This window comes from Roseibium hamelinense (genome assembly GCF_007830545.1).
GTDB lineage: Bacteria > Pseudomonadota > Alphaproteobacteria > Rhizobiales > Stappiaceae > Roseibium > Roseibium hamelinense.
Map to the genome: position 1 here is coordinate 91,816 of NZ_VLLF01000001.1, position 21,702 is coordinate 113,517.

Annotated in this window: 16 protein-coding genes; 11 read left to right on the top strand and 5 right to left on the bottom strand. The window is 58.7% G+C overall.

What is annotated here, in order from left to right; all coding sequences use genetic code 11:
- The first annotated feature begins 151 nt into the window (after positions 1 to 151).
- On the top strand, positions 152 to 2,821 hold the full coding sequence (locus JM93_RS00470) for an SH3 domain-containing protein (protein ID WP_145340098.1): 2,670 nt from the start codon (positions 152 to 154) through the stop codon (positions 2,819 to 2,821).
- 34 nt (positions 2,822 to 2,855) lie between these two features.
- Here JM93_RS00470 and JM93_RS00475 read toward each other — a convergent pair whose 3' ends face one another.
- Positions 2,856 to 3,317 (bottom strand): Lrp/AsnC family transcriptional regulator, encoded by a 462-nt coding sequence (locus tag JM93_RS00475; RefSeq protein ID WP_145340099.1) that lies wholly within the window; start codon positions 3,315 to 3,317, stop codon positions 2,856 to 2,858.
- A 104-nt stretch (positions 3,318 to 3,421) separates the two neighbouring features.
- Here JM93_RS00475 and JM93_RS00480 point away from each other — a divergent pair, with 104 nt between their 5' ends.
- The 3 genes from JM93_RS00480 (at position 3,422) to JM93_RS00490 (ending at position 7,078) form a co-directional block, all read left to right on the top strand.
- Positions 3,422 to 4,888, top strand: a complete 1,467-nt coding sequence (locus JM93_RS00480) for an aminotransferase class V-fold PLP-dependent enzyme (protein WP_145340100.1) — start codon at positions 3,422 to 3,424, stop codon at positions 4,886 to 4,888.
- A complete protein-coding gene (locus JM93_RS00485; protein ID WP_145340101.1) occupies positions 4,888 to 5,736 on the top strand; it encodes a class II glutamine amidotransferase in 849 nt (282 codons plus the stop codon). The genes JM93_RS00480 and JM93_RS00485 overlap by 1 nt, the downstream gene beginning before the upstream one ends.
- Before the next feature lie 298 nt (positions 5,737 to 6,034).
- A complete protein-coding gene (locus JM93_RS00490) occupies positions 6,035 to 7,078 on the top strand; it encodes a hypothetical protein (RefSeq protein WP_145340102.1) in 1,044 nt (347 codons plus the stop codon).
- Between the two features lies 1 nt (position 7,079).
- Here the strand turns inward: JM93_RS00490 and JM93_RS00495 are convergent, their stop codons facing one another.
- The 4 genes from JM93_RS00495 to JM93_RS00510 form a co-directional block, all read right to left on the bottom strand.
- Positions 7,080 to 7,709 carry an HD domain-containing protein gene (locus JM93_RS00495; RefSeq protein WP_145340103.1) on the bottom strand — a complete coding sequence of 210 codons (630 nt, stop codon included), beginning with the start codon at positions 7,707 to 7,709 and terminating at the stop codon, positions 7,080 to 7,082.
- A 53-nt stretch (positions 7,710 to 7,762) separates the two neighbouring features.
- The gene (locus tag JM93_RS00500) at positions 7,763 to 8,335 is read right to left on the bottom strand and encodes a helix-turn-helix domain-containing protein (protein WP_145340104.1); all 573 of its coding nucleotides are present in this window, start codon (positions 8,333 to 8,335) and stop codon (positions 7,763 to 7,765) included.
- Positions 8,336 to 8,369: 34 nt separating this feature from the next.
- Entirely contained in the window at positions 8,370 to 8,741 is a 372-nt protein-coding gene (locus JM93_RS00505) for a VOC family protein (protein ID WP_145340105.1), read from the bottom strand.
- 62 nt (positions 8,742 to 8,803) lie between these two features.
- Positions 8,804 to 9,457 carry an LbetaH domain-containing protein gene (locus JM93_RS00510; protein ID WP_244300732.1) on the bottom strand — a complete coding sequence of 218 codons (654 nt, stop codon included), beginning with the start codon at positions 9,455 to 9,457 and terminating at the stop codon, positions 8,804 to 8,806.
- A gap of 302 nt (positions 9,458 to 9,759) precedes the next feature.
- Here JM93_RS00510 and phnC point away from each other — a divergent pair, with 302 nt between their 5' ends.
- The 7 genes from phnC to JM93_RS00545 all read left to right on the top strand — a co-directional run bounded on the left by phnC (position 9,760) and on the right by JM93_RS00545 (position 21,699).
- Positions 9,760 to 10,596 (top strand): phosphonate ABC transporter ATP-binding protein, encoded by an 837-nt coding sequence (gene phnC / locus JM93_RS00515; protein WP_145340106.1) that lies wholly within the window; start codon positions 9,760 to 9,762, stop codon positions 10,594 to 10,596.
- A 60-nt stretch (positions 10,597 to 10,656) separates the two neighbouring features.
- A complete protein-coding gene (gene phnD / locus JM93_RS00520) occupies positions 10,657 to 11,571 on the top strand; it encodes a phosphonate ABC transporter substrate-binding protein (RefSeq protein WP_145340107.1) in 915 nt (304 codons plus the stop codon).
- A 79-nt stretch (positions 11,572 to 11,650) separates the two neighbouring features.
- Positions 11,651 to 12,499: a phosphonate ABC transporter, permease protein PhnE gene (gene phnE, locus JM93_RS00525; RefSeq protein WP_145340108.1), complete on the top strand. Its 849-nt coding sequence runs from the start codon at positions 11,651 to 11,653 to the stop codon at positions 12,497 to 12,499.
- An 11-nt stretch (positions 12,500 to 12,510) separates the two neighbouring features.
- Positions 12,511 to 13,848: a phosphonate ABC transporter, permease protein PhnE gene (gene phnE / locus JM93_RS00530; RefSeq protein WP_145340109.1), complete on the top strand. Its 1,338-nt coding sequence runs from the start codon at positions 12,511 to 12,513 to the stop codon at positions 13,846 to 13,848.
- Between the two features lie 257 nt (positions 13,849 to 14,105).
- On the top strand, positions 14,106 to 15,308 hold the full coding sequence (locus tag JM93_RS00535; protein WP_145340110.1) for a lytic murein transglycosylase: 1,203 nt from the start codon (positions 14,106 to 14,108) through the stop codon (positions 15,306 to 15,308).
- Positions 15,309 to 15,431: 123 nt separating this feature from the next.
- Positions 15,432 to 16,082 carry a ParA family partition ATPase gene (gene parA / locus JM93_RS00540; protein WP_145340111.1) on the top strand — a complete coding sequence of 217 codons (651 nt, stop codon included), beginning with the start codon at positions 15,432 to 15,434 and terminating at the stop codon, positions 16,080 to 16,082.
- A gap of 94 nt (positions 16,083 to 16,176) precedes the next feature.
- On the top strand, positions 16,177 to 21,699 hold the full coding sequence (locus JM93_RS00545; RefSeq protein WP_155197513.1) for an alpha-2-macroglobulin family protein: 5,523 nt from the start codon (positions 16,177 to 16,179) through the stop codon (positions 21,697 to 21,699).
- Positions 21,700 to 21,702 lie beyond the last annotated feature (3 nt).

Here is a 21,702-nt window from a genome sequence, read left to right on the forward strand (position 1 = left end):
ACATGGAAACACGTACGCGCGTTTTGCGGTTCTGACGTAACGTTCTCAGGGCGTCATAACAAACCGTCTCATAAGGCTGCCGACTAGATACATCTTGCGCCGGCACAGGCTCTATGTCTGATCGGGCGCGTTCAGGGAGAGCCGTATTTGCATGAAGAAATTCATTACTGTGCTCGTTTCCGGCTGCATGGCCGCACAAACCGTTTTTGTGAATGGTGCTTTGGCTGCGCCTGCCGTTACGACGGCAAATGTGAATTTTCGGGAAGGACCGGGGACCGGCTTTGGGTCTTTCGGGACCTTGCCCAATGGATCCCAGGTCGAGCTGGGTGAGTGCGACGATTCCGGCGCCTGGTGTTCGGTCACATATAACGGGCAAAACGGCTTCGTGTCAGGCAACTATCTGCAACTGACAGAACCGGAGGAAACAACCGGCTGGCCGCGCAGTTATGAGACAGGCAACGGCGCGACACTTGTCCTCTATCAGCCGCAAATCACCGATTGGGAGAACTTCAAAAAGCTCAAGGCCCTCGTTGCGGCCGAATACGTGAAAGACGACAAGGACAATCCGGTCTTTGGGGTGATCGGGGTCAGTGGTGACACGCAAGCCGACACGAGTACAGAAGAGGTTGTTGTCAGCAATCTTCTGGTCACGGAGTTGGATTTTTCTGCGCTTGACCGGGCCGACCTGACCGATTTGACCCTGCAAGTCGGCAAGATTATGCCGACGGGTACGATCACGCTGCAAGAAGACCGCATCACCGCAAGCCTTGCCGAATACAAACGTATGGAGGATGTGCAGGGCCTGGGTGAAGACGCACCACCGATCTTCATCAGCACCGAACCCGCCATTTTGGTTCAAACTGATGGTGAACCTATCATTGGACCGGTGAAAGGGGATTCAGGTCTCAGCTTTGTCGTCAATACCAATTGGGACATCCTAAAAACCGGGGACGGCGCATTTTATCTGCGCGACGAAAAATCCTGGCTGACCAGCTCCGATATCAAGACCGGCTGGACACCCGTTGAAACCTTGCCCGATCCGATTACAAACCTGCCGGATGACGACAATTGGAGCGAGACACGTGAGGCCATTCCGGCAGAGCCGTTTCCGGACAACGTACCGCCAAAGGTAATCTATTCCGACACGCCTGCGGAAATGATTGTTTTCGACGGAGAGCCGAAACTCGAACCGGTGCCAAACACTGGGCTTGAATGGGCCTCCAACACCGACAGCGATGTTTTCTTCCTGAAAGAGACCTCAACCTGGTACATCCTGGTCTCTGGCCGCTGGTTCAAATCCGCGTCTCTCGAGGGACCTTGGGTGTTTACGACGCCGGACCTTCCAAGCGATTTTCTGAATATTCCAGAAGATGCGCCCTATTATTCGGTCCGCGCATCCGTGCCGTCTACATCCGAGGCAGCGCAAGCCCGGCTGAAGGCCAGCATTCCCACCACGGCACGTGTTGAACTTGGCACTCTCAGCGCCGATGTTGCCTATGCCGGGGATCCGGAATTCGCCGAAATCGACGGGACCCGAATGTCCTACGCGGTGAACACCAATGAGCAGGTCATCAAGGTCGGCGACAAATATTATGTGTTGCAGAACGGTGTCTGGTTTGTCGGCGAAAGCCCGCAAGGCCCGTTTGAAGTGGCGGCTGCCGTTCCCGACGAAATCTATACCATCCCGCCGGCATCCCCGGTCTATAACGTGACCTATGTCCGTGTTTATGAAAGCGAGCCGGACGCCGTCTGGTACGGGTACACGATGGGGTATCTGACCGGCTTCCTATCATGGGGCGTTTTCGTTTATGGCACCGGATACTGGTACCGGCCATGGTACCGGCCTGGCGTGCGGCCGATCTATTTTCCCCGTCCGGTCACCTACGGCATCGGGGCGTTTTACAACCCTGTACGCGGCACATATGGCCGGTATGGATACGCTTACGGACCGCGGCGTGGCATTGCTGGCGGCGGGATCTACAATCCACGCACCGGCGGGTATATCCGCGGCGGCGCGATCAGCGGTCCGCGCGGAAGTGCCGGGTTTATTTCCGCTTACAATCCACGCACGGGGAACCGTGTCGTGGCTGGCGGTGCGCGCGGGATCTATGGCTCCTGGGGCGGTTCGGTCGTGTCCGGTCCGCAATGGGCACGGACACGCGACATTCAGGCGGGAGCCGTGCAGCGCTGGCAGAAAACCGGGAATGCGGGACGTCTTGCCTCGCTCGACCGGCGTGGAGATGTCTTTGCGGGTCGCGATGGCTCGGTTTATCGGCGCACCGGCGAGGACTGGCAAAAATTTGAAGGCGGACGCTGGTCGGAAGTTGCCCGTCCGAGCCGGGACCAGATCCGGGACCGGGCCAATGACCTTGGAGCAGGAAATCTCGGGAATGGCAATCTGGGCGCTGCGATCGGCGGGGCGGCGGCAGGCGCCGGTGTCGGGGCAGCCATCGCCAACCGTCCGGCAGGCGACCGGATCCAGAACCGTCCGAACCGTCCGGCAAACCTGCCTGCCGGCGAACGGCCCGCCAACCGCCCAGCGAATCGTCCGGCCAATCGTCCGGCCGAAACCCGGCCGGCGGATCGCCCGAATGTCAGCCGTCCAGCCAATCGGCCGGCTCAGCGGCCTGCAACCCGCCCGGCACAACGGCCGCAGGCGCCCGCGCACCTGAACCGGGATCACAGGGCCCGGGACGCCGGAAACCGGCAGGTACAGCGTCAGCGGACTGTTCAGCGGAACAGGCCACAGTCGCGGCCGCAGGCGCGCCCTGCAAACCGCGGGGGCGGCGCCCGCCGCGGCGGCGGTCATCGCAGGCGCTAACACAAGAACGGAGGGGGAAGAGCCCCAAGCGGCGTCAAATCGGCACATCGCGGCTGTCCGCGATCGCCTCCATGGTCATGTACGAGGTTACGGTATCCAGATCGACTTTGGTGATCAGCCGCTGATAGATCCGGTCGAAGGCGTTCATGTCTTCGGCCATGACCTTGAGCATGTAGTCGTAGTCTCCGGCGATCCGGTAAAAGTCGATCACATTGGGGATCGAGGAGACTTCCGTACGGAAGGTATCCAGCCAGTCCCGCGAGTGATGGCGGGTACGGATCATGACGAAGACAGTCAAAGTGAGCCCGAGTTCTGCCGGATCGAGCCGGATGGTATGGCTTTTGACCAGTCCGTTTTCATTCAAGGATTTCAATCGCCGCCAACAGGCATTTTGCGACAGGCCTACCTGGTCGGCCAGGTCACGCTGCGACAATCTGGCATCTTTTTGCAAGGCTCTCAGGAGCGCGCGGTCAATATGATCGATTTTTTGGCTCATAAAAGTTCAAATGACACAATTTTAGGGTCACAGCAATAAAATTAGGTGAGGAAATCACAGTGCGTAGGGTCATATGATCGTCTCAAATAGACTTGGAGGTGATCATGACAACGAATGAGCCGTCTGCTCTGGATGCATTCAAAACCGATTTGCAGAAGCCGGATCTGATCGCACGCCTGCAGGCCGGATTGATCGGCGAGGGCGCTGTCATTGACGGTCCGTTCGGTCCAAAAACGCTTATCTATGCCGATTACGTCGCCTCCGGCCGCGCATTGCGCCAGATCGAGACCTTCGTGATGGACAATGTCTTGCCCTACTATGCGAACAGTCACACCGAAGCATCTTGGTGCGGCAGCTACATGACCCGTCTGCGCGAGCGGGCGCGCTCTGAAATTGCGCGCTGCTGCGGCGCAACGGATGCGTTTGCGACTGTCTTCACCGGCTCCGGTGCTACGGCCGGCCTTAATCGGCTGGTGCATCTTTTGGGTGTCAGCGATGCCGTGCGCCGTCAGGCCATGCCGCTGGTGATTCTTGGGCCGTATGAGCATCATTCCAACATTCTGCCCTGGCGTGAGAGCGGCGCCGATGTTGTCGAGATCGGTGAGGCACCGGCCGGCGGCCCGGACTTGGCCGAACTCGAGCATGTCTTGAATATGGCTGGAGATCAGCGACTGATTGTCGGAGCGTTTTCGCTGATGTCGAATGTAACCGGCATCGTGACTGATGCTGATGCCGTCACCCGTCTTTTGAAAAAATATGGCGCGTTGAGCGTTTGGGATTGCGCCGGAAGCGGACCGTATTTGCCGATTGATATGAAGGCTGGCACGGATGCGGAAAAGGATGCGGTCGTCGTGTCCGCACATAAGTTTCCGGGAGGCCCTGGCGCCTCAGGTGTCATGATTGTGCGCAAGGACGCCGTTGCCAAAAACATTCCGGTGTTTCCGGGCGGTGGCACCGTCCGCTTTGTCTCTCCTTGGGCACACGATTATTCTCAGAACATTGCCTCTCGTGAAGAGGCCGGTACACCAAATGTTGTCGGCGACATACGTGCAGCCCTGGTGTTTCTGGTAAAGGAGGCGATCGGGCAAGCTTGTCTCGACGCGCGCCATCAGGAGCTGCGGGCAAAGGCTCTGAGCGTCTGGAAAAACAATCCGGCCATCGAATTTATGGGGAAGCCCAATGCGCACGCGCCGTTGCCGATGGTCTCGTTCCGGGTAAAGGATCTCGAAAACGGCGGCTACATACACCAGCAGCTTGTCACCCGAATGCTGTCGGATGTTTATGGCATACAAGCGCGGGGCGGCTGCGCCTGTGCGGGCCCATATGCGCACCGTTTGCTCGAAATCGGCGAAGCAGATTCAAGTGCCATCCGGCAAAGCATCTTGGATGGCGAAGAGCTGCAGAAGCCCGGTTGGACCCGGCTGAATCTCAGCGCTCTGATGACCGGCGAAAAGGCCGATTTCGTTATTGGTGCGGTCGACGAACTGACCCGCAACCCTTATCCGGTTTGCCTGTCCTACAGCTGTGATGAGACCACCGCACGGTTCAAGGTGTCGAAAGAGGCGGCATAATGTGCAGATGGGCAGCCTGGAGCGGCGCTCCGAAATACCTTGAAGAGCTGATTTGCGATCCCCAGCATTCCCTGATTGAACAAAGCCGCCACGCCTTGAGCTGCAAGACGTCCGTGAACGCGGACGGTTTTGGAGCGGCGTGGTACGGTGAACGGCTCACGCCGTGCGTCTACAAGGATGTTCGGCCGGCTTGGTCAGACCCGAACCTGCTGCAGCTTGCGCATCATGTGAAGGCGTCGGTTTTCCTTGCCCACGTGCGCGCCTCGACAGGCACGGCCACAGTACGCGACAATTGCCATCCCTTCACGGTCGGCCGGTGGAGTTTCATGCATAACGGCCAGATTGGCGGCTATGACCATTTTCGGCGCCGCATCGACAATCTCATTCCCGACGCTCTTTATGCGCACCGGACCGGTGCGACCGACAGCGAAGCGCTGTTCTTGATCGCATGCGGATATGGTCTGTCCGAAGAACCCGTGCCCGCCATGGCAAGGGCCGTGCGCGAACTCGAGGACATGGCCCGGACCCAAGGCGGTGCGCCTTTCATGCGCTTTGCATCTTGCTGGTCCGACGGCGAAACACTCTATGCCGCGCGTTATGCATCAGACCATCTGGCACCAACGCTCTATTACCGCTGCTACGGTGACGGCATATCGATTGTGTCTGAACCACTTGATGAGGCTCCGGGCGAGTGGCTCGAAGTGGAAAGCGGCAGCTTTATCGCTGTTCGGAATGGGACAGTTTCTGTAGGCCGGTTTTTTCCCGACAAGGTCGCCTCTTCGAAGGGAAATACACCAAAGGGTTGTTTTGACGTTGGCAGAGGGTTCGTCGAAAGCGGTACTGGCTAGCGAAAGTCTGCCTGCATAGCAGGTATTCAAAAGCTAAAATTTGACCAATTAGTCAAACTTACGCAACGAAAACAATGCGTTAAGTCAATTTGATTTCATTATTATTAAGCATCTGTTCCTGCTTCGCTTTTAGGTTAGTTGGCGTAACAAAAATTCAGTTTTATGACTGATTTGTGACGCGCAGCACATCCTGATTTGGTGCAGGTGTGTCACTCCAGCTTATCGCAGTTATTCCGGTGAATCCTGACAACGGACGCCGGAATTTTTTGCGGCAAAATAATAATAAGGAGAATGACACATGGCCCTGCATGCCTGGGATCACTTGGACACTTTGCGCCATCCGCATCGTCCGCCACACCATCACAAGCCGTTTCCAGAGCAGCCGGACGCACCCGATGCACCTCAGGAGAGCTGCGACCGTGCGCAGACGCGGTACGCCTTCCTGTTCGTGCCGAACAGCGACAAGACAACGGAGCATGCTCCAGGTGCGGTGTTGCGGCTCGGCGAATACTCGGACTTTGAGCGCGGTGCGCATGCGGAGGGCATGGTGGAAGACATCTATCCCGCGCAGCACATTCACGATGAAGGCGATGAAGAGGCCGCCTACACACAGGCTGCGGGCGGTGCAGAGGGTATCCTGCTTGCTTGCGATGGCCGGATCCTGATCAGGTCCGGCGAAAAAATGTATCTCGAGACCGCCGACTACCACCAGATGACCAATGGCGACTATGCTCTTGATGTCGACGGCACAATGACCACCACGGTGTCGGATGCCATTGAGCTGACCTCGGAGGACGGCTCGATCCAGATCAAGAGCGGATCCAAAAAGAGCCTGAAGATCAAGGCAGGTGGTGACACAGGCAAACTTGAGCTGTCCGGTAAGGACCATGATCGCACGATCAAGGGCGAGACCACCGAAACCTTTCACGGGCCGGTGACCCGGACTTTCAAGGACTCCAGTTACGTAAAAAAGTTCGGCTGGGATTTTTCGTCGATCTACGGCTTCAACATGGACACCTATTATGGTGGTAAGTGCGAATCCGTTTACGGCCTGCGCATGCAGTTCGACAAATACAACATCATTTCCAACTGGGGCTGCTTCAATTGGGTCGGCACACAGGTCGACTTGAAGGCCATGGTGATGAAGCGTGTGACCGCCAAATTCGGCAGCTCGAACTGTACGGCCGAGTGGAACGAAATCATGGTTGGACTGGAGCATCTAAAGGTCGGCTCAAACCAGGTGGAGGCGCGGCAGCGCGCTGTCTCGCTCGATTCTGGCCAGGTAGATGTAAAATCCGGCACCGCCGGTGTACGCGTTCGTTCTTTGAGCGCCTACGTTTAAATCAACCGCCCCGGGCTGGTGTCGGGCGGCGCTCGTCCAGTCTGGCCCGGGTCAACTCGTCGACTTTTTCTCGCAGGGCCCGGGTTAGGGGATGAAAATCTGTCTCCCGGCGCCCATATGCAAGGTTGAAAGAAAAATCAAAATCCGGCGGATTTTTGCCGACCAGGTGCTGAAGCATCGTCTCCAGTTTGTCAAAGGCCTTTGCAAGGCGTGCCTCCTCGGTCCGCCCCTCGGCGTACTCGTCCCAAAGGCTTAGCAAATCGCCCGCTAGCGCGGAGGGCAGAGGCGCGCAAAGGCTTTGAAAATCCCGCCTTTCCCGTTCCCGCCGACGGTCTCCGCTTTTTTGCGCCGGGGCTGGAACGTCACCAGAAATGGCTTCGCCAAGATCATGAACAACGCACAGCTTCAAGAGCTTTTCGACATCGATTCCGGGCAGGTCCCTGCCAAACAAAACAACCAACAGGCACAGGCCCCAGCTGTGCTCCGCAGTGCTCTCCGCTCGTCCGGTTCGGGTCCGTCCGGAGCGCAAGGTGTCCTTGAGTTGTTCGGCTGCCTGCAAAAAAGCAAGAATGCCGGACAAACGGCCATGGTCAATTGTGGCGGGATCGTCGCTGTCGGTTTTGTGCGTCATGGCCGCTAATCTACGCAGTGACCCGGTTCGTGGCGATGCCCTGAATTTTTTATTCAGGCGGCGGCAACCTCAACAGCGCGCACCAGCCTTGCATACGAACCGTCGGATAGCGGAACACGTGTTATTTTCACGCGGCTTTCGGGAATGGTCATCGCCGTAAAATCCGCGCGCTCGGTCTGAAAGACGATGTCAGGCGCGTGTGGCTCGAACCAGCCGGCCGCGTCAAGGCGGTGTTCGGCTTCTTGGATGCCATCGGACGCGAACGACCAAAGCGAGGTACCCTTGAGCGCCGAGACCGGGGCATGCCATTCGCGCGCCCGCGCCGGGGAAACGGCCAGCAGCCGGTGCGTGAGATCGCAGACAAGGTGTACGCGGTCGGCTGATGCCGAAACAAGCTCGAGCAGAGCTTTGTCGGCCGCCGTACTGGGCCGTGCGAGAACAATCCGCACAAGCCGCGACCGCTCGCGCCCTTCTGGCTCGGTGCGTCCGCTTTCCCACCGCGATATCATGGACTGTGAAACGCCCAGATCCAGCGCGAGCGCCTCCTGTTTGACGCGATTGACCAGCCGCCACCGCTTCACAGACGGACCGAGGTTTTGCTTGAGGACTTCGACGGTTTGGCTCATGTGCAAATGATGGCTGGCCGGTGCCTCCGGGCCGTCACGCAATCGGCTCGGGCGCAAAAACACGGCTGGTGATCGATATCGCGTTTCCGGCCGGATCGCGCGAATTGGAAAACTGATATCCGTCCCCTTGATGGGTGGGGCCAAAATCCAGGCCCTGGGCGGCAAAGGTTGCTTTGGCCTCCTCCACATCCACGACGTAAAACGACAGCTTGACCAGCGTTTGGCCGGACTTTCGGCCTTTGGCAAGGGGGTGTAGCAGCAGATGAATTCCCTCACCGGGAGGATGGAGCTCAATCAGACCGCCGGGTTTGGGATGCGCGATGTAGCCGAAGTGACGACCATAAAAATGTGCCACGTCTGTCGTGTCCGCAACGTATAGCGTAAGCCGTGTCAGCGGCGGTGGCATGATGCAACTCTGTTCATGCGCTGTATAGTAAGGCGCGCCTGAATTGCAGTCAAAGGCTGAATTCAGCGGTATTTTTCAATGAACGCATCGATTGACAAGGACCGGAAGTCCGGCAGGCGCTGTTTGAGCATGGCATGGTCCCAGTCCCACCAGGCGATGTCCATCAGTGCTTCTGCTTGCTGCTCCGAAAACCGGCGCTTGATCGGCTTCGCAGCAACACCGCCGACAATTGTGTAGGGCGGCACGTCTTTGGCAACGACCGCTCCAGCAGCCAAAATGGCCCCGGTTCCGACCGTCACTCCGGCAAGAACGGTCACGCCATGGCCAACCCACACATCATGCCCGATGGTCACCCAATCCTTTTTCCGCCATTCAAAAAACTCCGTATCATCCTCTCCAAGGTCATAGGCGGCGGCTCTGTAGGTGAAGTGATGTTGAGACGCCCGCCAGGTCGGATGGTTGCCGGGGTTCAGGCGGACCTTGCGGGCAATTGAGCAAAACTTGCCGATGGACGACCACACCACATCACCATCTTGCACGATGTAGGAATAATCGCCCATTTGCGATTGCCGCATTTCCGTAAACGCGCCAACCTCGGTCCATCGTCCAAGCTCGCAGTCGTGAACCAGCGCTTCAGGGTGGATTGACGGATCGCAGGAGAGGGCGGGTTTGTCTGCGGGGGAAAGCATGCGCGGCTCCGGTGTGTTCTGGCTCATCAAGCCGTCTTCCTAGCGGGTGAGCCGTTTTGACGCGCAACATTTTGACGACAGTTCTGTGAATTTTTTGAGGAATGCCCAGTTTGGAGGCAGGCCGACTTTAACCACCGAAAAACTTGAGGAGCAAAAGATTATAATTTATCCGGCTTATTAATTTACCCTGTTTTGCCAAGTGCTTCATTGAACTGACTTAATTTAGTCATCAAAACTTCAAGGATGCCGCCCCGCCTTGTCATGTGACTGTAATAGAGCCGTGGCTCTTGTGCGCTCAACATTGAGCAAAGCAACAACAGGGCCGGCTTGTGATTCAGTTCCAGGACGTCACAAAAACCTTCGGCGTGCGCACTGCCGTCGACAAGGTCACTTTTTCAATCGATCATCCGCAAATGATCGGGGTTATCGGCCGCTCGGGCGCAGGCAAATCAACGCTTTTGCGCATGATCAACCGGCTGACGCCGGCCACGTCCGGCCAAATCCTGTTCAAGGGCGAAAACATCTTGAGCCTGAAGGGCGCCACGATGCGCCGCTGGCAGCGTGACTGCGCAATGGTGTTCCAGCAGTTCAACCTGGTACCCCGCCTGGATGTTGTCACCAACGTGATGCTCGGCCGGCTGAACGGACACGGCACTTTGAAAAGCCTGTTCAATATCTTCAGCAAGGACGACGTCAATTCAGCGCTTGCGGCGCTCGACCGCCTCGGCATTGCGCAGGAAGCCACAAAACGCGCCGAGGAGTTGTCCGGCGGCCAGCAACAGCGTGTTGCGATTGCCCGCGCCCTGATGCAGGACCCGCACATGGTCCTGGCGGACGAGCCGATCGCCTCGCTCGACCCGATGAATGCCAAGATCGTGATGGACGCGCTGCGGGAGATCCACGAGCGCGACAACAAGATCGTGCTTTGCAATCTCCATACGCTTGATACGGCACGTGCCTATTGCGACCGCGTGATCGGAATGCGGGACGGCAAGATCGTGTTCGATGGTGCCCCGGATGCGCTGTCGACAGATGTCGCCCGGGAAATTTACGGCGCGGACGAGAGCTTCAACGAGGCGGCAACGTCTACCGCGATCGATAACGGCCAATCCAGCACACAGAATTCCGCCGGTGCGATGACCCCGGCGGCAGCGGCAGCGGGCTAGAAAGCCCGCGCCGGCCTTCAAACGTCATCACCTCATTAAAAGTCACGGGGAGTGTCCCACATGAACGTTGTTTCCAAGTTTGCTGCGCTTGCAGCAGTCTCCATGATTGCTCTGAACGCTGTGTCCGGCGCTCAAGCTCAAGAAATCTCGGAATTCCGCATCGGTATCCTTGGCGGCGAAAACGCTTCCGACCGTCTGCGCGCTTACGAGTGCCTCGAAGAAAAGACAGCCGACCTGCTCGGCGTTGACGTCAAGCTGTTCGCACCTGCTGACTACAACGGCGTTATCGAAGGCCTTCTCGGCGGTAACCTCGACATGGCATGGCTCGGCGCATCCGGTTACGCGAAAGTCTTCCTGACCGATCCTGAAGCTGTGGATCCGGTCCTTGTTAAGGTCAACGTGGACGGCGGCTACGGCTACTACTCCATCGGTTTTGCCCGCAACGACAGCGAAGTCAACTCGCTGGAAGACATGAAGGGCAAGGTGTTCGGCTTTGGTGACCCGAACTCCACCTCCGGCTACCTGATCCCGTCCATCGCCATCCCGCAGGAAGGCTTCTCCATGAAGCCGGGTGAATACTTCGGCGACGTCGTCTTCACCGGTGGTCACGAGCAGACAATCGTTGCGGTTTCCAACGGCGACATCGACGCCGGTGTTACCTGGGCTGACGGTCTTGGCGCTTGGGAAGACGGCTACAACTCCGGTGCCCTGCGCAAGGCGTCCGACGCTGGTTTGGTTGACATGACCGAACTGCGCCAGATCTGGCAGTCCCCGGTGATCCCGGAAGGCCCGATCGTTCTGTCCAAGAAGCTGCCGGAAGACGTCAAAATCAAGATGACCGGCCTGATCGCCTCCATGAACTCCATGGATCCGGATTGCGCGTACAACATCGCAGCTGGTGAAACCAAAGGCTTCATGCCGATCACGCACGAGGCTTACGTCAACATCATCGAAGCTCGTAAAGCTAAAAATTAAGAGCTTTCAAGACTTGAACGCGGGCCGGGTGACCGGCCCGCGTTTTTGATGCAAAGGCAAATCCTTAAAGGTTTTTTCCATGGCCGTTGCCGCCCTCGAGCAAGAGATCATGTCCTTGCGCAAACGCCGTCAGCTTTATTCGCTGATCGGCGTGCTGCTTGTTATCGCTGTCGTCGTGTCCGGATATTCGAAATCGAACTCGATGAACTCTGGCGGATTTTTGCAAGGTCTGTCGCAGTTTTTCGACTATCCCGGAGAGATCGTCGCTGAAGCCTGGCAGTCCGGTCCGGCCTTTTTCGGCCTGATCGTCAGTTTTATGCCGGCCATGCTGGAAACGCTTAACATCGCTGCAGTGGCGACGCTCATAGGCGGGGCGATGGCTGTGGTGCTGGCCATGGCGTCCTCGCGCAATGTCGACAGCTGGGGCCCGCTTATTCCGGTGACCCGCCGGATCATGGATATCACCCGCGCATTCCCGGAACTAATCATCGCTCTGTTTCTCATCTTCGTTCTCGGGTCGAGCCCGGTTCCAGCGATGATCGCAGTGGCCGTTCATACCGCTGGCGCGCTTGGAAAGCTTTTTTCCGAGGTCAACGAGAATATCGACCGCAAGCCGATCGAAGGCCTGTCTGCCTGCGGTGCCAGCTGGCTTCAGCGCATCCGGTTCGGCGTGATGCCGCAAGTCGCTCCAAACTACCTCAGCTATTTCCTGCTGCGCTTTGAAATCAATGTCCGCGCGTCGGCAATCCTGGGCTTCGTCGGTGCCGGCGGTATCGGCCAGGAACTGCGCAGGACCATCGGTTGGGGACAAGGGGCCGGTGATGAAACCGCTGCCATCTTCGTTCTCCTGTTCATCACCATCATGCTGATCGACCAGTTCTCCTCCTATATGCGGGGCAAGCTGGTCGGATCCGATCGCGCGCATTGAGGAGCTGACCAATGGCGCTTGATACGACTTCTGAACACGTCCCCGACCGCGATACGGTGTTTGCCAATGTCCAGCGCCGTGCGCTGATGACAGTCGCCGTTCCGCTCGCGATTTTCGCGTATCTGACCTACACGTGGTTTGCTTTCGGCGTTCCCGAGCTTCTGGAAAAGTCGCGCCCTGAGCGGGCTGTTATTCTGGCAACGGATTCGGTTGCCTACAAAGTGCATGTGGTCAAGGACATCCGCCGCGACGAAGTCGAGGTCGCGATCGAGGGCGAACGGACCGCTACCTATGATCCCACCGACTATCCTGAATGGGTTTCGGTGAATGGCGATCAGATCGACGTGGATCTGGGTGAGGGGTACTTCATTGAAATAGACGGTCAGACGGCACGTTTCACAGTGCCCGGGTACGGCACGATCTTGTCAACGGCCGTCAGCAACGGTGTGGAAACGGAACTGCCGCCTGGCCCGGTGCCGGAGTGGCTGCGGGACGACCCGCGCAAGCTAGATGCCCGGCCCACACTTGACCGGCGCCTGCAGATCACGCGGACAAAGATCGAGGTGCACAACTATTTCGGCGGTTGGGAGAACTTCTGGTTCCCGTTTAACTCCCAATTGTACGGAATGTCTGCCGGCCAGCTGTATGCGCTTGCGTTGAGCGGTGACAGGCTGGATCCGAATACATCCAACTTGTGGTTCATCGTCAATGAGTTCCTGGATAACCCGGACTGGCAGCACGGCAAGATCATGGTTGCCCTGTTCGAGACGATCATGATGGCGGTTCTGGGAACCATTACCGCTGCCGCATTCGGTTTGCCGCTGGCGTTTCTTGCTGCGAAAAACTTCACGCCATCGATTGTGTTGCGTTTTGGGATCCGGCGTCTGTTCGACTTTCTCCGCGGGATCGACATGTTGATCTGGTCGCTGATCTTCATCCGCGCTTTCGGACTAGGTCCGCTGACCGGGGCCCTGGCGATCGCATTCACCGACACCGGTTCGCTCGGCAAGCTGTTTTCCGAAGCGCTGGAAAACATCGATAACAAGCAGGTCGAGGGCGTACGGGCCACCGGCGCGAGCCAGGTGCAGCGCTATCGTTTTGGCGTGATCCCGCAGATTCTGCCCGTGTTCGTGTCCCAGGTGCTTTACTATCTGGAGTCCAACACCCGGTCCGCGACGGTGATCGGTGCGCTGGGGGCGGGTGGTATCGGCCTTGTGCTGGTGGAGACCATGAAAACCTCGCGCGATTGGGAAAACACCAGTTATATCATTGTCTTGACCATCATTGTTGTCATTATGATGGACCAGACGTCGGGGTGGCTGCGCCGGAAACTCATCGAGGGCAAATAGCCTTCGTCATCAACTGTCAAAGAAACCCCGGCGGGCGTCCCCCGGGGTTTTTTATAGAGCGGGCGGCAAGATGGCCCCGCACAAGATCCGGCCCCTACGTTGCCGAGCGATTCCGGGTCCCGGGATTGAGCGAGCAGGCCGTCAGGAAGGCAGCCGGCTTTCTTTTTGATATCCTGCCTACAGCGCTTTTTGCCGCATTTCCGTCGCGGTAGCGTGACAGCGTCATTTGCATCGATTCGTCGATTGGGAGGCTGAGAATGCACATCGCGAAGATCGCAGGACGCGCAACGACCTTGGTGGCTTCGGCCGGTTGGTGCGCAATTGCCTTGTCGACACCTGTTCTTGCGATTGAGAGCTGCGTTGCTTCGTTGAAACAACAGGCCGTTGCCGCGGGTGTTCAACCCAGTGTGGCCGACAAGATGCTGTCCGGCGCCAAATATGATGAAAAGGTCATCCGGTTCTCCACGGCTCAGCCGGAGTTCAAGACCGAAATCTGGGATTACATGGCGTTTCTGGTCGATCCACAGCGGATCCAGGACGGAAAAACACTTTTGAGAAAGCACCGGCGGACGCTGGAGGCGGTCGAACAGCGCTACGGCGTCGATAAGCATGTGGTTCTGGCGGTCTGGGGCATTGAAAGTGACTATGGCCAGTTCCGAGGCGATTTTTACACCCCGCACGCGCTTGCCAATCTGGTGTGCGCGGGTAAGCGCCGGCAAAATTATTTCCGGGGCGAGTTGATCAAGACCCTTCAGATCGCCTCGCGCGGAGATGTCCCTCACGATCAATTCCAGGGGTCTTGGGCAGGTGCCTTCGGTCAGACCCAGTTCATGCCATCGACCTACAACAGTCTTGCGGTCGACTTTGACGGCGACGGCCGGAAAGATCTGGTGAACTCCGTTCCCGATGCTTTGGCTTCCACGGCGAATTTCCTGAAAAATGCCGGTTGGCGGAACACCCGGGTTTGGGGGTTTGAGGTCAAGGTTCCCAAAGGCTATTCGGGCCCGTCCGGGCGCAAGAAATTTGCGTCCATGAGCACCTGGACACAACGGGGCCTGCGGAACATGGACGGCAGCACGTTTCGGAGCAAAGCCGACACGGCATTGATCCGACCTGCGGGCGTCAACGGGCCTGCTTTTTTGGTGACCAGAAACTTCAACGCTCTGCGGTCCTACAATGCTTCGACGTCCTATGGTCTTGCGATCGCGCTTCTGTCGGAACTGGTCAAAGGCGGCGATCCAATCATGACGCCGTGGCCGACCAATAATCCGGGGCTGTCGCGCGCGCAGCGCCTGGAATTGCAAAAACTCCTGAACCGGAACGGCTTTGACGTTGGCGAGCCCGACGGCAAGGTCGGCCCGAAAACCCGTGCGGGGATTCGCGCAGCGGAAGCGAAATACGGACTTCCGGTGACCGGCCGGCCAGCCTGGAATGTCTATTATGCCCTGGGCGGGCGGTAGCTAAGGTTTGGTGCCCACAATCGCGTCTTGGCCGCGCAGGTGCTGGCGTTCCCGACGAAAGGGTTGTTGCCAAGGGTTTCGCTGCATCGCAATATGCGGATCTAGCGAGTCTTGGGGGATTACATGGCCGGGCACATTTTGACAGTCGCACAGCAAAAGGGCGGATCGGGCAAGACCACCCTGGCTGCCCACCTTGCCATTGCTCTGATGTCGAAGGCGGATGGGCCCATTGCAATCCTGGACGTTGACCCGCAGGGGTCACTCGGCACCTGGTTCGAAACGCGTGAAGAGGTTCTGGGCGAAGATAAGACCGGACTGGCGTTTCGCACCGCTTCGGGGTGGGGCGCCCGCCGGGAAGCCAGAAATCTTGCCCGCGACCATGCCTTCGTCATCATAGATACGCCGCCAAAAACCGATACGGATGCAAAACCGGCGATCGACGCGGCCGACCATGTCATCGTGCCTATCCAGCCGACGCCGGTGGACCTGTGGGCTACGGAGCAGACGTTTCAACTCGCCGCTCGTGAGGATACACCCGCGATTTTGGTGTTGAATCGTGTACCGCCGCGCGCCTCTCTGACCCAGGAAATGGCCGATGCGATGAACGCCTCCGGTTATCCAGCCTTGTCCGCCCGGCTCGGCAACCGGACGAGTTTTGCCGCCTCTATGGGGAAGGGGCGCACGGTGATGGAAACCGACCCGTCCGGCAAGGCTTCCAAGGAAATGCAGGCGTTGATCGACGAACTCGTCAAGCATGTGAACGGATCCACCTGATCCGGTATTCGGGTTAGTCCTTACCCCGTAGCGCCTTGGCATTGTCATCAAGCCGTGTTCGGATATCCTTCCTGTCTCATCGGGAGGACGAGCAATGTTTATTTCCGGCCTGTTGCGCAAGAATGCCCAGGGCACGGGGCTTTTGGCCAAAAGCGCCTTGCCGATCCTCCTGATCCTCATGGGACTTGGCGTTCCAACCCCATCGGCGGCGCAAGACCGGCGGATCGTGACCATTGATGACGCCGATTTTTTTGGCGGAGACTACCGAACGGTAAAGGATGTCGATCTGGAGGCTTGCAAACGGGTGTGCCTTGCCGATCAGACGTGCCGCGCCTTTACTTTCAACACCTCTGCGGGGTGGTGTTTCCTAAAGGCTAACTATGGACAGCTTCAGGGGTTTCAGGGCGCAGTGGCCGGCCGTGTTGTCGAGGTCAGCCAGCCGCGTGAAACCCAGGAAGCCGACCGGAAAGCGGAGGTCGCGTTCCTTGACTCGGGCCTGATCGACCGGGCGGCGACGTATGCGCGCCGGGTCGGCGAGCAGGCAAGGTTGTCCGGCCAGACGGTGGATCAGCTGCGCCGCAACGGACAGGAGGCCCTGGCCGCCAAAAATGCAGAACTGGCCGAGCAGGATTTCGCCGGCGTTCTTGCGCTGGAACCGGAGGACTTCGCAGCCTGGAGCCAGCTGGCCGAGGCACAGCTTGCTCAAAATCCGCAGAATTGGCAGGACCGGCAGACCAAGCGGGACAATGCGGTCTCCTCCGCGATCAACGCATATATGCGTGCAATCACCGAATCGGAGCGGGTTTGGTCGCTTGAGCTGTTAAGCCGCGCGCTTGCCAAGCAAGACAACTGGAAACCGGCGATCAAATCCCTGCGGCTCGCCCTGACGCTTGAAGACCGGACGGATTTGCGTCGCCGCTACGACCAGATGATTGCCCGGCACGGATTTCGTATCGTCAGTCACGAGGTCGATGCGGATACGGCTGCCCCGCGCATATGCCTGGTGTTCTCGGATCGTCTGGCCAGCGCCTTTGACTATGGGCCATATGTTTCGGTTCAAGGGCCCGGTACCACTGCGATTGAGGCCGAGGGAAATCAAGTCTGTATCGATGGAGCAAATCATGGGGCCCGATACGAGATCCTGGCCAGAAGCGGGTTGCCCGCAGCCGATGGCGAGAAGCTGGAAAAATCGGCAAGCCTGTCTGTGTATGTCCGTGACCGGTCGCCAACGGTCTATTTCATGGGCCGGTCCTATGTATTGCCCGCGGGCGGAGATCCGACCATTCCGATTGTTTCGGTCAACACGACGGAAGTGGAGGCATCTATCTACCGGATTGGCGACCGTGCGCTTGCTGCAACCATTCGAGACGGCAAGTTCTTGCGCCAGATTGGCAACTATCAGTCCGACCAGATCGAGGACGACCTCGGCGAAAAGGTCTGGTCCGGGATTGTCGAAACTGAAAACGAGTTGAATGCCGAGATCACCACGGCCATTCCGATCAGCGAAACCGGGATCGAGCTGAAACCGGGCATTTATGCCATGACAGCCAGGTCAAAACTGGACATCAAAGACCAATGGGGGCCGTTGGCAACCCAATGGTTTCTGGTGTCTGACCTTGGGCTTGCCTCTTACACGGGGGACAATGGCCTGACGGTCAATGTCCGGTCTCTTACAAGCGCAGAAGGCGTTGTCGCGGCCAAGGTTCGGCTTGTTGCCGTCAGCAACGAGATCCTGGGCGAGACGGAAACCGGCAGCGACGGTTTTGCGCGGTTTGAGCCCGGGCTGCTTAGAGGCCGTGGAGGCATGGCACCGGGCCTGCTGGTCGTGGAAACCGATACCGGTGACTACTCCTTCCTGGATCTGAAGAAGCCGTCATTTGACTTGAGCGACCGGGGCGTCGAAGGCCGTCCGGCACCGGGACCGATCGATGTGTTTGCATGGACGGATCGCGGCATCTACAAGGCCAGCGACACGGTCCACATGCAGGTCCTCATGCGGACCGCGAAGGCAGCCGCGCAATCCGACCTGCCCATGACCATTATCGTCTACCGTCCGGATGGGGTCGAGCATCTCAGGCAAGTTGTGCAAGATTCGGGTCTAGGCGGGCATTTCCTCGATCTCGAGTTGAGCGCCACCGCCCAGCAAGGAACCTGGTCCTTTGCGGTTCACCTGAGCCCGGACGACACCGCGCTTACGCAGAAAACATTCATGGTCGAAGACTATCAGCCCGAGCGGGTCGACTTCGATTTGGAAACAGAGGCGGCCGCCTTCAGCCGCACGGGAGCGACATCCGTCTCCCTGACGGCTGCGTTCCTGTATGGGGCTCCGGCCTCCGGGCAAAGCCTGGAAGGGGATATTATCGTCCGGCCGAGCCGGGCTCTGATGCGCTACCCGGGTTATGTCTTTGGCTTGAGCGATCTTGAGAGTTATCCAAGCCGCAACGGTCTTCCGGAGGGACTGACGACGGACAGTTCCGGCGCGCTGAACTTCGAGGTCACACTGCCTGATCTGCCGGAGACAACAGCTCTTTACGAAGGAGAGCTTGTTACCCGGCTGGTTGAGGCCGGCGGCCGGTATGTTGAACGCCGCCTGGAGTTGCCTGTGGCAGGTGATGCGCCGAAAATCGGCATCAAACCGGCATTCGACGGCGGTGTCGACGAAGGCGGTCCGGCGGAATTTGATGTGATTGTGATCAATGCCGCCGGTGAACGCATTTCCGGAGATGGTTTGTCCTGGACACTTTCTCAACTCGACCGTCGCTACCAATGGTACCGGACCGATGGCCGCTGGGCCTATGAGCCGATTACCCTAAGCCGCCGTGTCGCCAATGGAGAGGTCAATGTGTCTGCAGGGCAGCCCGCCCGGCTCTCCCTGCCGGTCGAGTGGGGGCGTTACCGGCTTGAAATCCTTGGCGAAGGTGCAATTCCCGTTGCGACCAGCACGGAATTCAGTGCCGGGTGGTATTCTGCGGATGCGTCTTCTGAAACGCCGGATTACCTTGAGGTCGGACTGGACAAGAAGACATATCAGCCGGGCGAGACGGCCTTGTTGCGTTTGACGACGCAGGCGCCCGGGATTGCCTCGATCAGCGTCCTGGCCGGTGGCCTTGTGTCGACGCAGACCGTTGAGGTGACTGGCGAGACAGCTGAAATCGAAATTCCGGTTACACAGGATTGGGGTGCAGGGGCATATGTCACTGCAAGCCTTTACCGGCCGATGGACCTTGCCCAAAGTCAAATGCCGGCGCGTGCGATCGGGTTGTCGTGGCTTCAGCTTGATCCGCAAGACCGTGTTCTGGACATTGCTCTGTCCGCGCCGGACCGGATCCTGCCCTCGACAACGTTAGATGTGCCTGTTGAAATTTCCAACCTCCCGGATGGCGCTGACGCTTATGTCACTCTGGCCGCCGTCGATATTGGCATACTTAATCTGACCGGCTTTGAGACACCGGACCCGGATGCCTGGTATTTCGGTCAGCGCCGTCTGGGTACGGACATCCGGGATCTTTACGGTCTTTTGATTGACCGGACAGCGGGCTCCCGCGGCCGCGTGAGGTCTGGCGGAGACGCCGGGGCCATGCGGCTGGACGCACCACCACCCGAACAAGAGCCGGTTGCGCTGTTTTCCGGGCCGGTAAAACTGGACGGTGCCGGCAAGGCGACTGTGTCTTTCGAGATCCCCGAGTTCAACGGCGCCATCCGCCTGATGGCGGTCGCCTGGTCGGCCGACGGTGTCGGTCACAGTGAGGCGGACGTCGAAGTGCGCTCGCCGGTTGTCATCACCGCCAGCGGGCCAAGCGTTCTTGCGCCGGGTGACAGCACACGGGTTCTGTTCGACATCGACAATGTCGACGGTCCGGAAGGAAGCTACAGCCTGGAGATCGTGGAGGACGGCCCGGTTGCTGCGGCCAGCCTGACCGCGGATGCGGCACAATTCAGCCTTGGGGCGGGTGGACGGCAGCAAATCTCTCTGCCGGTTTCAACACGCGCCGGTCTCGGATCTGGCGAAGTCACTGCGCTCTTGACCGCGCCGGATGGGGAGATCTACAGCGAAACCCTGCGGTTTGATGTGCGGGATCCGTCTCCGAACGTCGTGCGCCGGTCGTCCTTCGCTCTCAATCAGGGTGAAAGCTTGCTGCTGGACAGCAATATAACGGCGGGCCTGCGTCCGGAGACTGCCAAGATCACGCTGACCACTGGCGGTGCGGCCCGTATTGATGTTGCCGGACTGCTGGAGGCGCTGGACCGGTATCCTTATGGCTGTACCGAGCAAACCACCAGCCGGGCCTTGCCGCTGCTCTATCTCAACGAAGTCGCCGAAGCGGCAGGGCTTGGCCAAGATGCGGCCATCCGCGAAAGGGTGACAGAGGCGATTGGAAATGTGCTTGCCAATCAGTCGGCCGGTGGAACCTTCGGCTTGTGGAACAGCTATGGCGGCGGCGATCTGTGGCTCGATGCTTATATCGCCGACTTTTTGACGCGCGCGCTCGAGCAGGGGTACCGCGTCGCAGAAACCGCGTTCTCCAGTGCCCTCGACAATCTTGAGAACCGGGTCGCCTATACCACCGATGTCAATGATGGCGGGGAGGGCGTGGCCTATGCGCTTTATGTTCTGGCTCGCAATGGACGGGCCTCCATGGGAGATCTTAGATACTATATCGATGCGCAACTGGACGCGTTCGGCACGCCGCTGGCAAAAGCCCAGCTCGGGGCGGCGATCGCACTTTATGGCGAGGGCGAACGAGCACAGATAGCGTTTTCAGATGCAGTCGCAAGCCTCGGCTTGCGCCCGGATAACGGAACCTATTCGGATTACGGGTCTGCCTTGCGTGACGGTGCGGGCGTTCTGACCTACGCAGCCTCAACCCCGGATGCGGGCGCATTCCGCGAGCCCGCAACGCGCTATGTGCGCGATGCCCAGCAAAACAGGAGCCATTTCTCGACGCAGGATATGGCATGGATGCTGCTCGCCGCCGATGGGTTGAATACGGCCGCCGCAGATGATGCCGTCACGATCAACGGCGAGACTGAGACGGGCCGGCTCATCTGGGACTTTACCGGAGAGCAGATTGCCAATGAGCAGGTTCGGGCGGAAAACACCGGCCAGGCCGCGGCTGATATGCTCGTCAGTGTATCAGGGCAGCCCTTGACCCCTGAACCCGAAGTTGGCCGGGATTATGCCATCGAGCGCACGCTCTACGATCTCGAAGGCACCCCGCTGCCGTCATCTTCCGTGCCGCTGAACACGCGGATCGCCGTTGTGGTAACAGTGCGGGCGCTGTCCGATACGCCGGGCAGGTTGATGATCGTCGATCGGATTCCGGCTGGTCTTGCGATCGACAATCCGCGTCTGGTCCGCTCCGGGGATCTGGGTGGCCTTGATTTTCTGGCCACCATCGATCAGCCGGAGCATGCGGTGTTCAAGGCAGACCGTTTCGAGGTGGCGGTTGACGAGACTCGATCGGGCGGCGACGAAATGCATTTCGCCTATTTGGCGCGTGCCGTAACACCAGGTGACTACTTGCATCCGGCGGCTTCGGTCGAGGACATGTACCGTCCGGACAGGCGGGCCAATACGGCGACCGGACGCATGACGATCCTTGACCGGGATCGGTAGGGG

Bases quoted from the DNA above. Each gene is read 5' to 3' on its own strand.
- JM93_RS00475 (WP_145340099.1), bottom strand. From the start codon at position 3,317: ATGAGCCAAAAAATCGATCATATTGACCGCGCGCTCCTGAGAGCCTTG.
- parA (WP_145340111.1), top strand. From the start codon at position 15,432: ATGGCCGGGCACATTTTGACAGTCGCACAGCAAAAGGGCGGATCGGGC.
- JM93_RS00470 (WP_145340098.1), top strand. From the start codon at position 152: ATGAAGAAATTCATTACTGTGCTCGTTTCCGGCTGCATGGCCGCACAA.
- JM93_RS00510 (WP_244300732.1), bottom strand. From the start codon at position 9,457: ATGAGCCAGAACACACCGGAGCCGCGCATGCTTTCCCCCGCAGACAAA.
- phnE (WP_145340108.1), top strand. From the start codon at position 11,651: ATGGCCGTTGCCGCCCTCGAGCAAGAGATCATGTCCTTGCGCAAACGC.
- JM93_RS00535 (WP_145340110.1), top strand. From the start codon at position 14,106: ATGCACATCGCGAAGATCGCAGGACGCGCAACGACCTTGGTGGCTTCG.
- JM93_RS00495 (WP_145340103.1), bottom strand. From the start codon at position 7,709: ATGACGCACAAAACCGACAGCGACGATCCCGCCACAATTGACCATGGC.
- JM93_RS00500 (WP_145340104.1), bottom strand. From the start codon at position 8,335: ATGAGCCAAACCGTCGAAGTCCTCAAGCAAAACCTCGGTCCGTCTGTG.
- JM93_RS00545 (WP_155197513.1), top strand. From the start codon at position 16,177: ATGTTTATTTCCGGCCTGTTGCGCAAGAATGCCCAGGGCACGGGGCTT.
- JM93_RS00490 (WP_145340102.1), top strand. From the start codon at position 6,035: ATGGCCCTGCATGCCTGGGATCACTTGGACACTTTGCGCCATCCGCAT.
- phnD (WP_145340107.1), top strand. From the start codon at position 10,657: ATGAACGTTGTTTCCAAGTTTGCTGCGCTTGCAGCAGTCTCCATGATT.
- JM93_RS00485 (WP_145340101.1), top strand. From the start codon at position 4,888: ATGTGCAGATGGGCAGCCTGGAGCGGCGCTCCGAAATACCTTGAAGAG.
- phnE (WP_145340109.1), top strand. From the start codon at position 12,511: ATGGCGCTTGATACGACTTCTGAACACGTCCCCGACCGCGATACGGTG.
- JM93_RS00505 (WP_145340105.1), bottom strand. From the start codon at position 8,741: ATGCCACCGCCGCTGACACGGCTTACGCTATACGTTGCGGACACGACA.
- JM93_RS00480 (WP_145340100.1), top strand. From the start codon at position 3,422: ATGACAACGAATGAGCCGTCTGCTCTGGATGCATTCAAAACCGATTTG.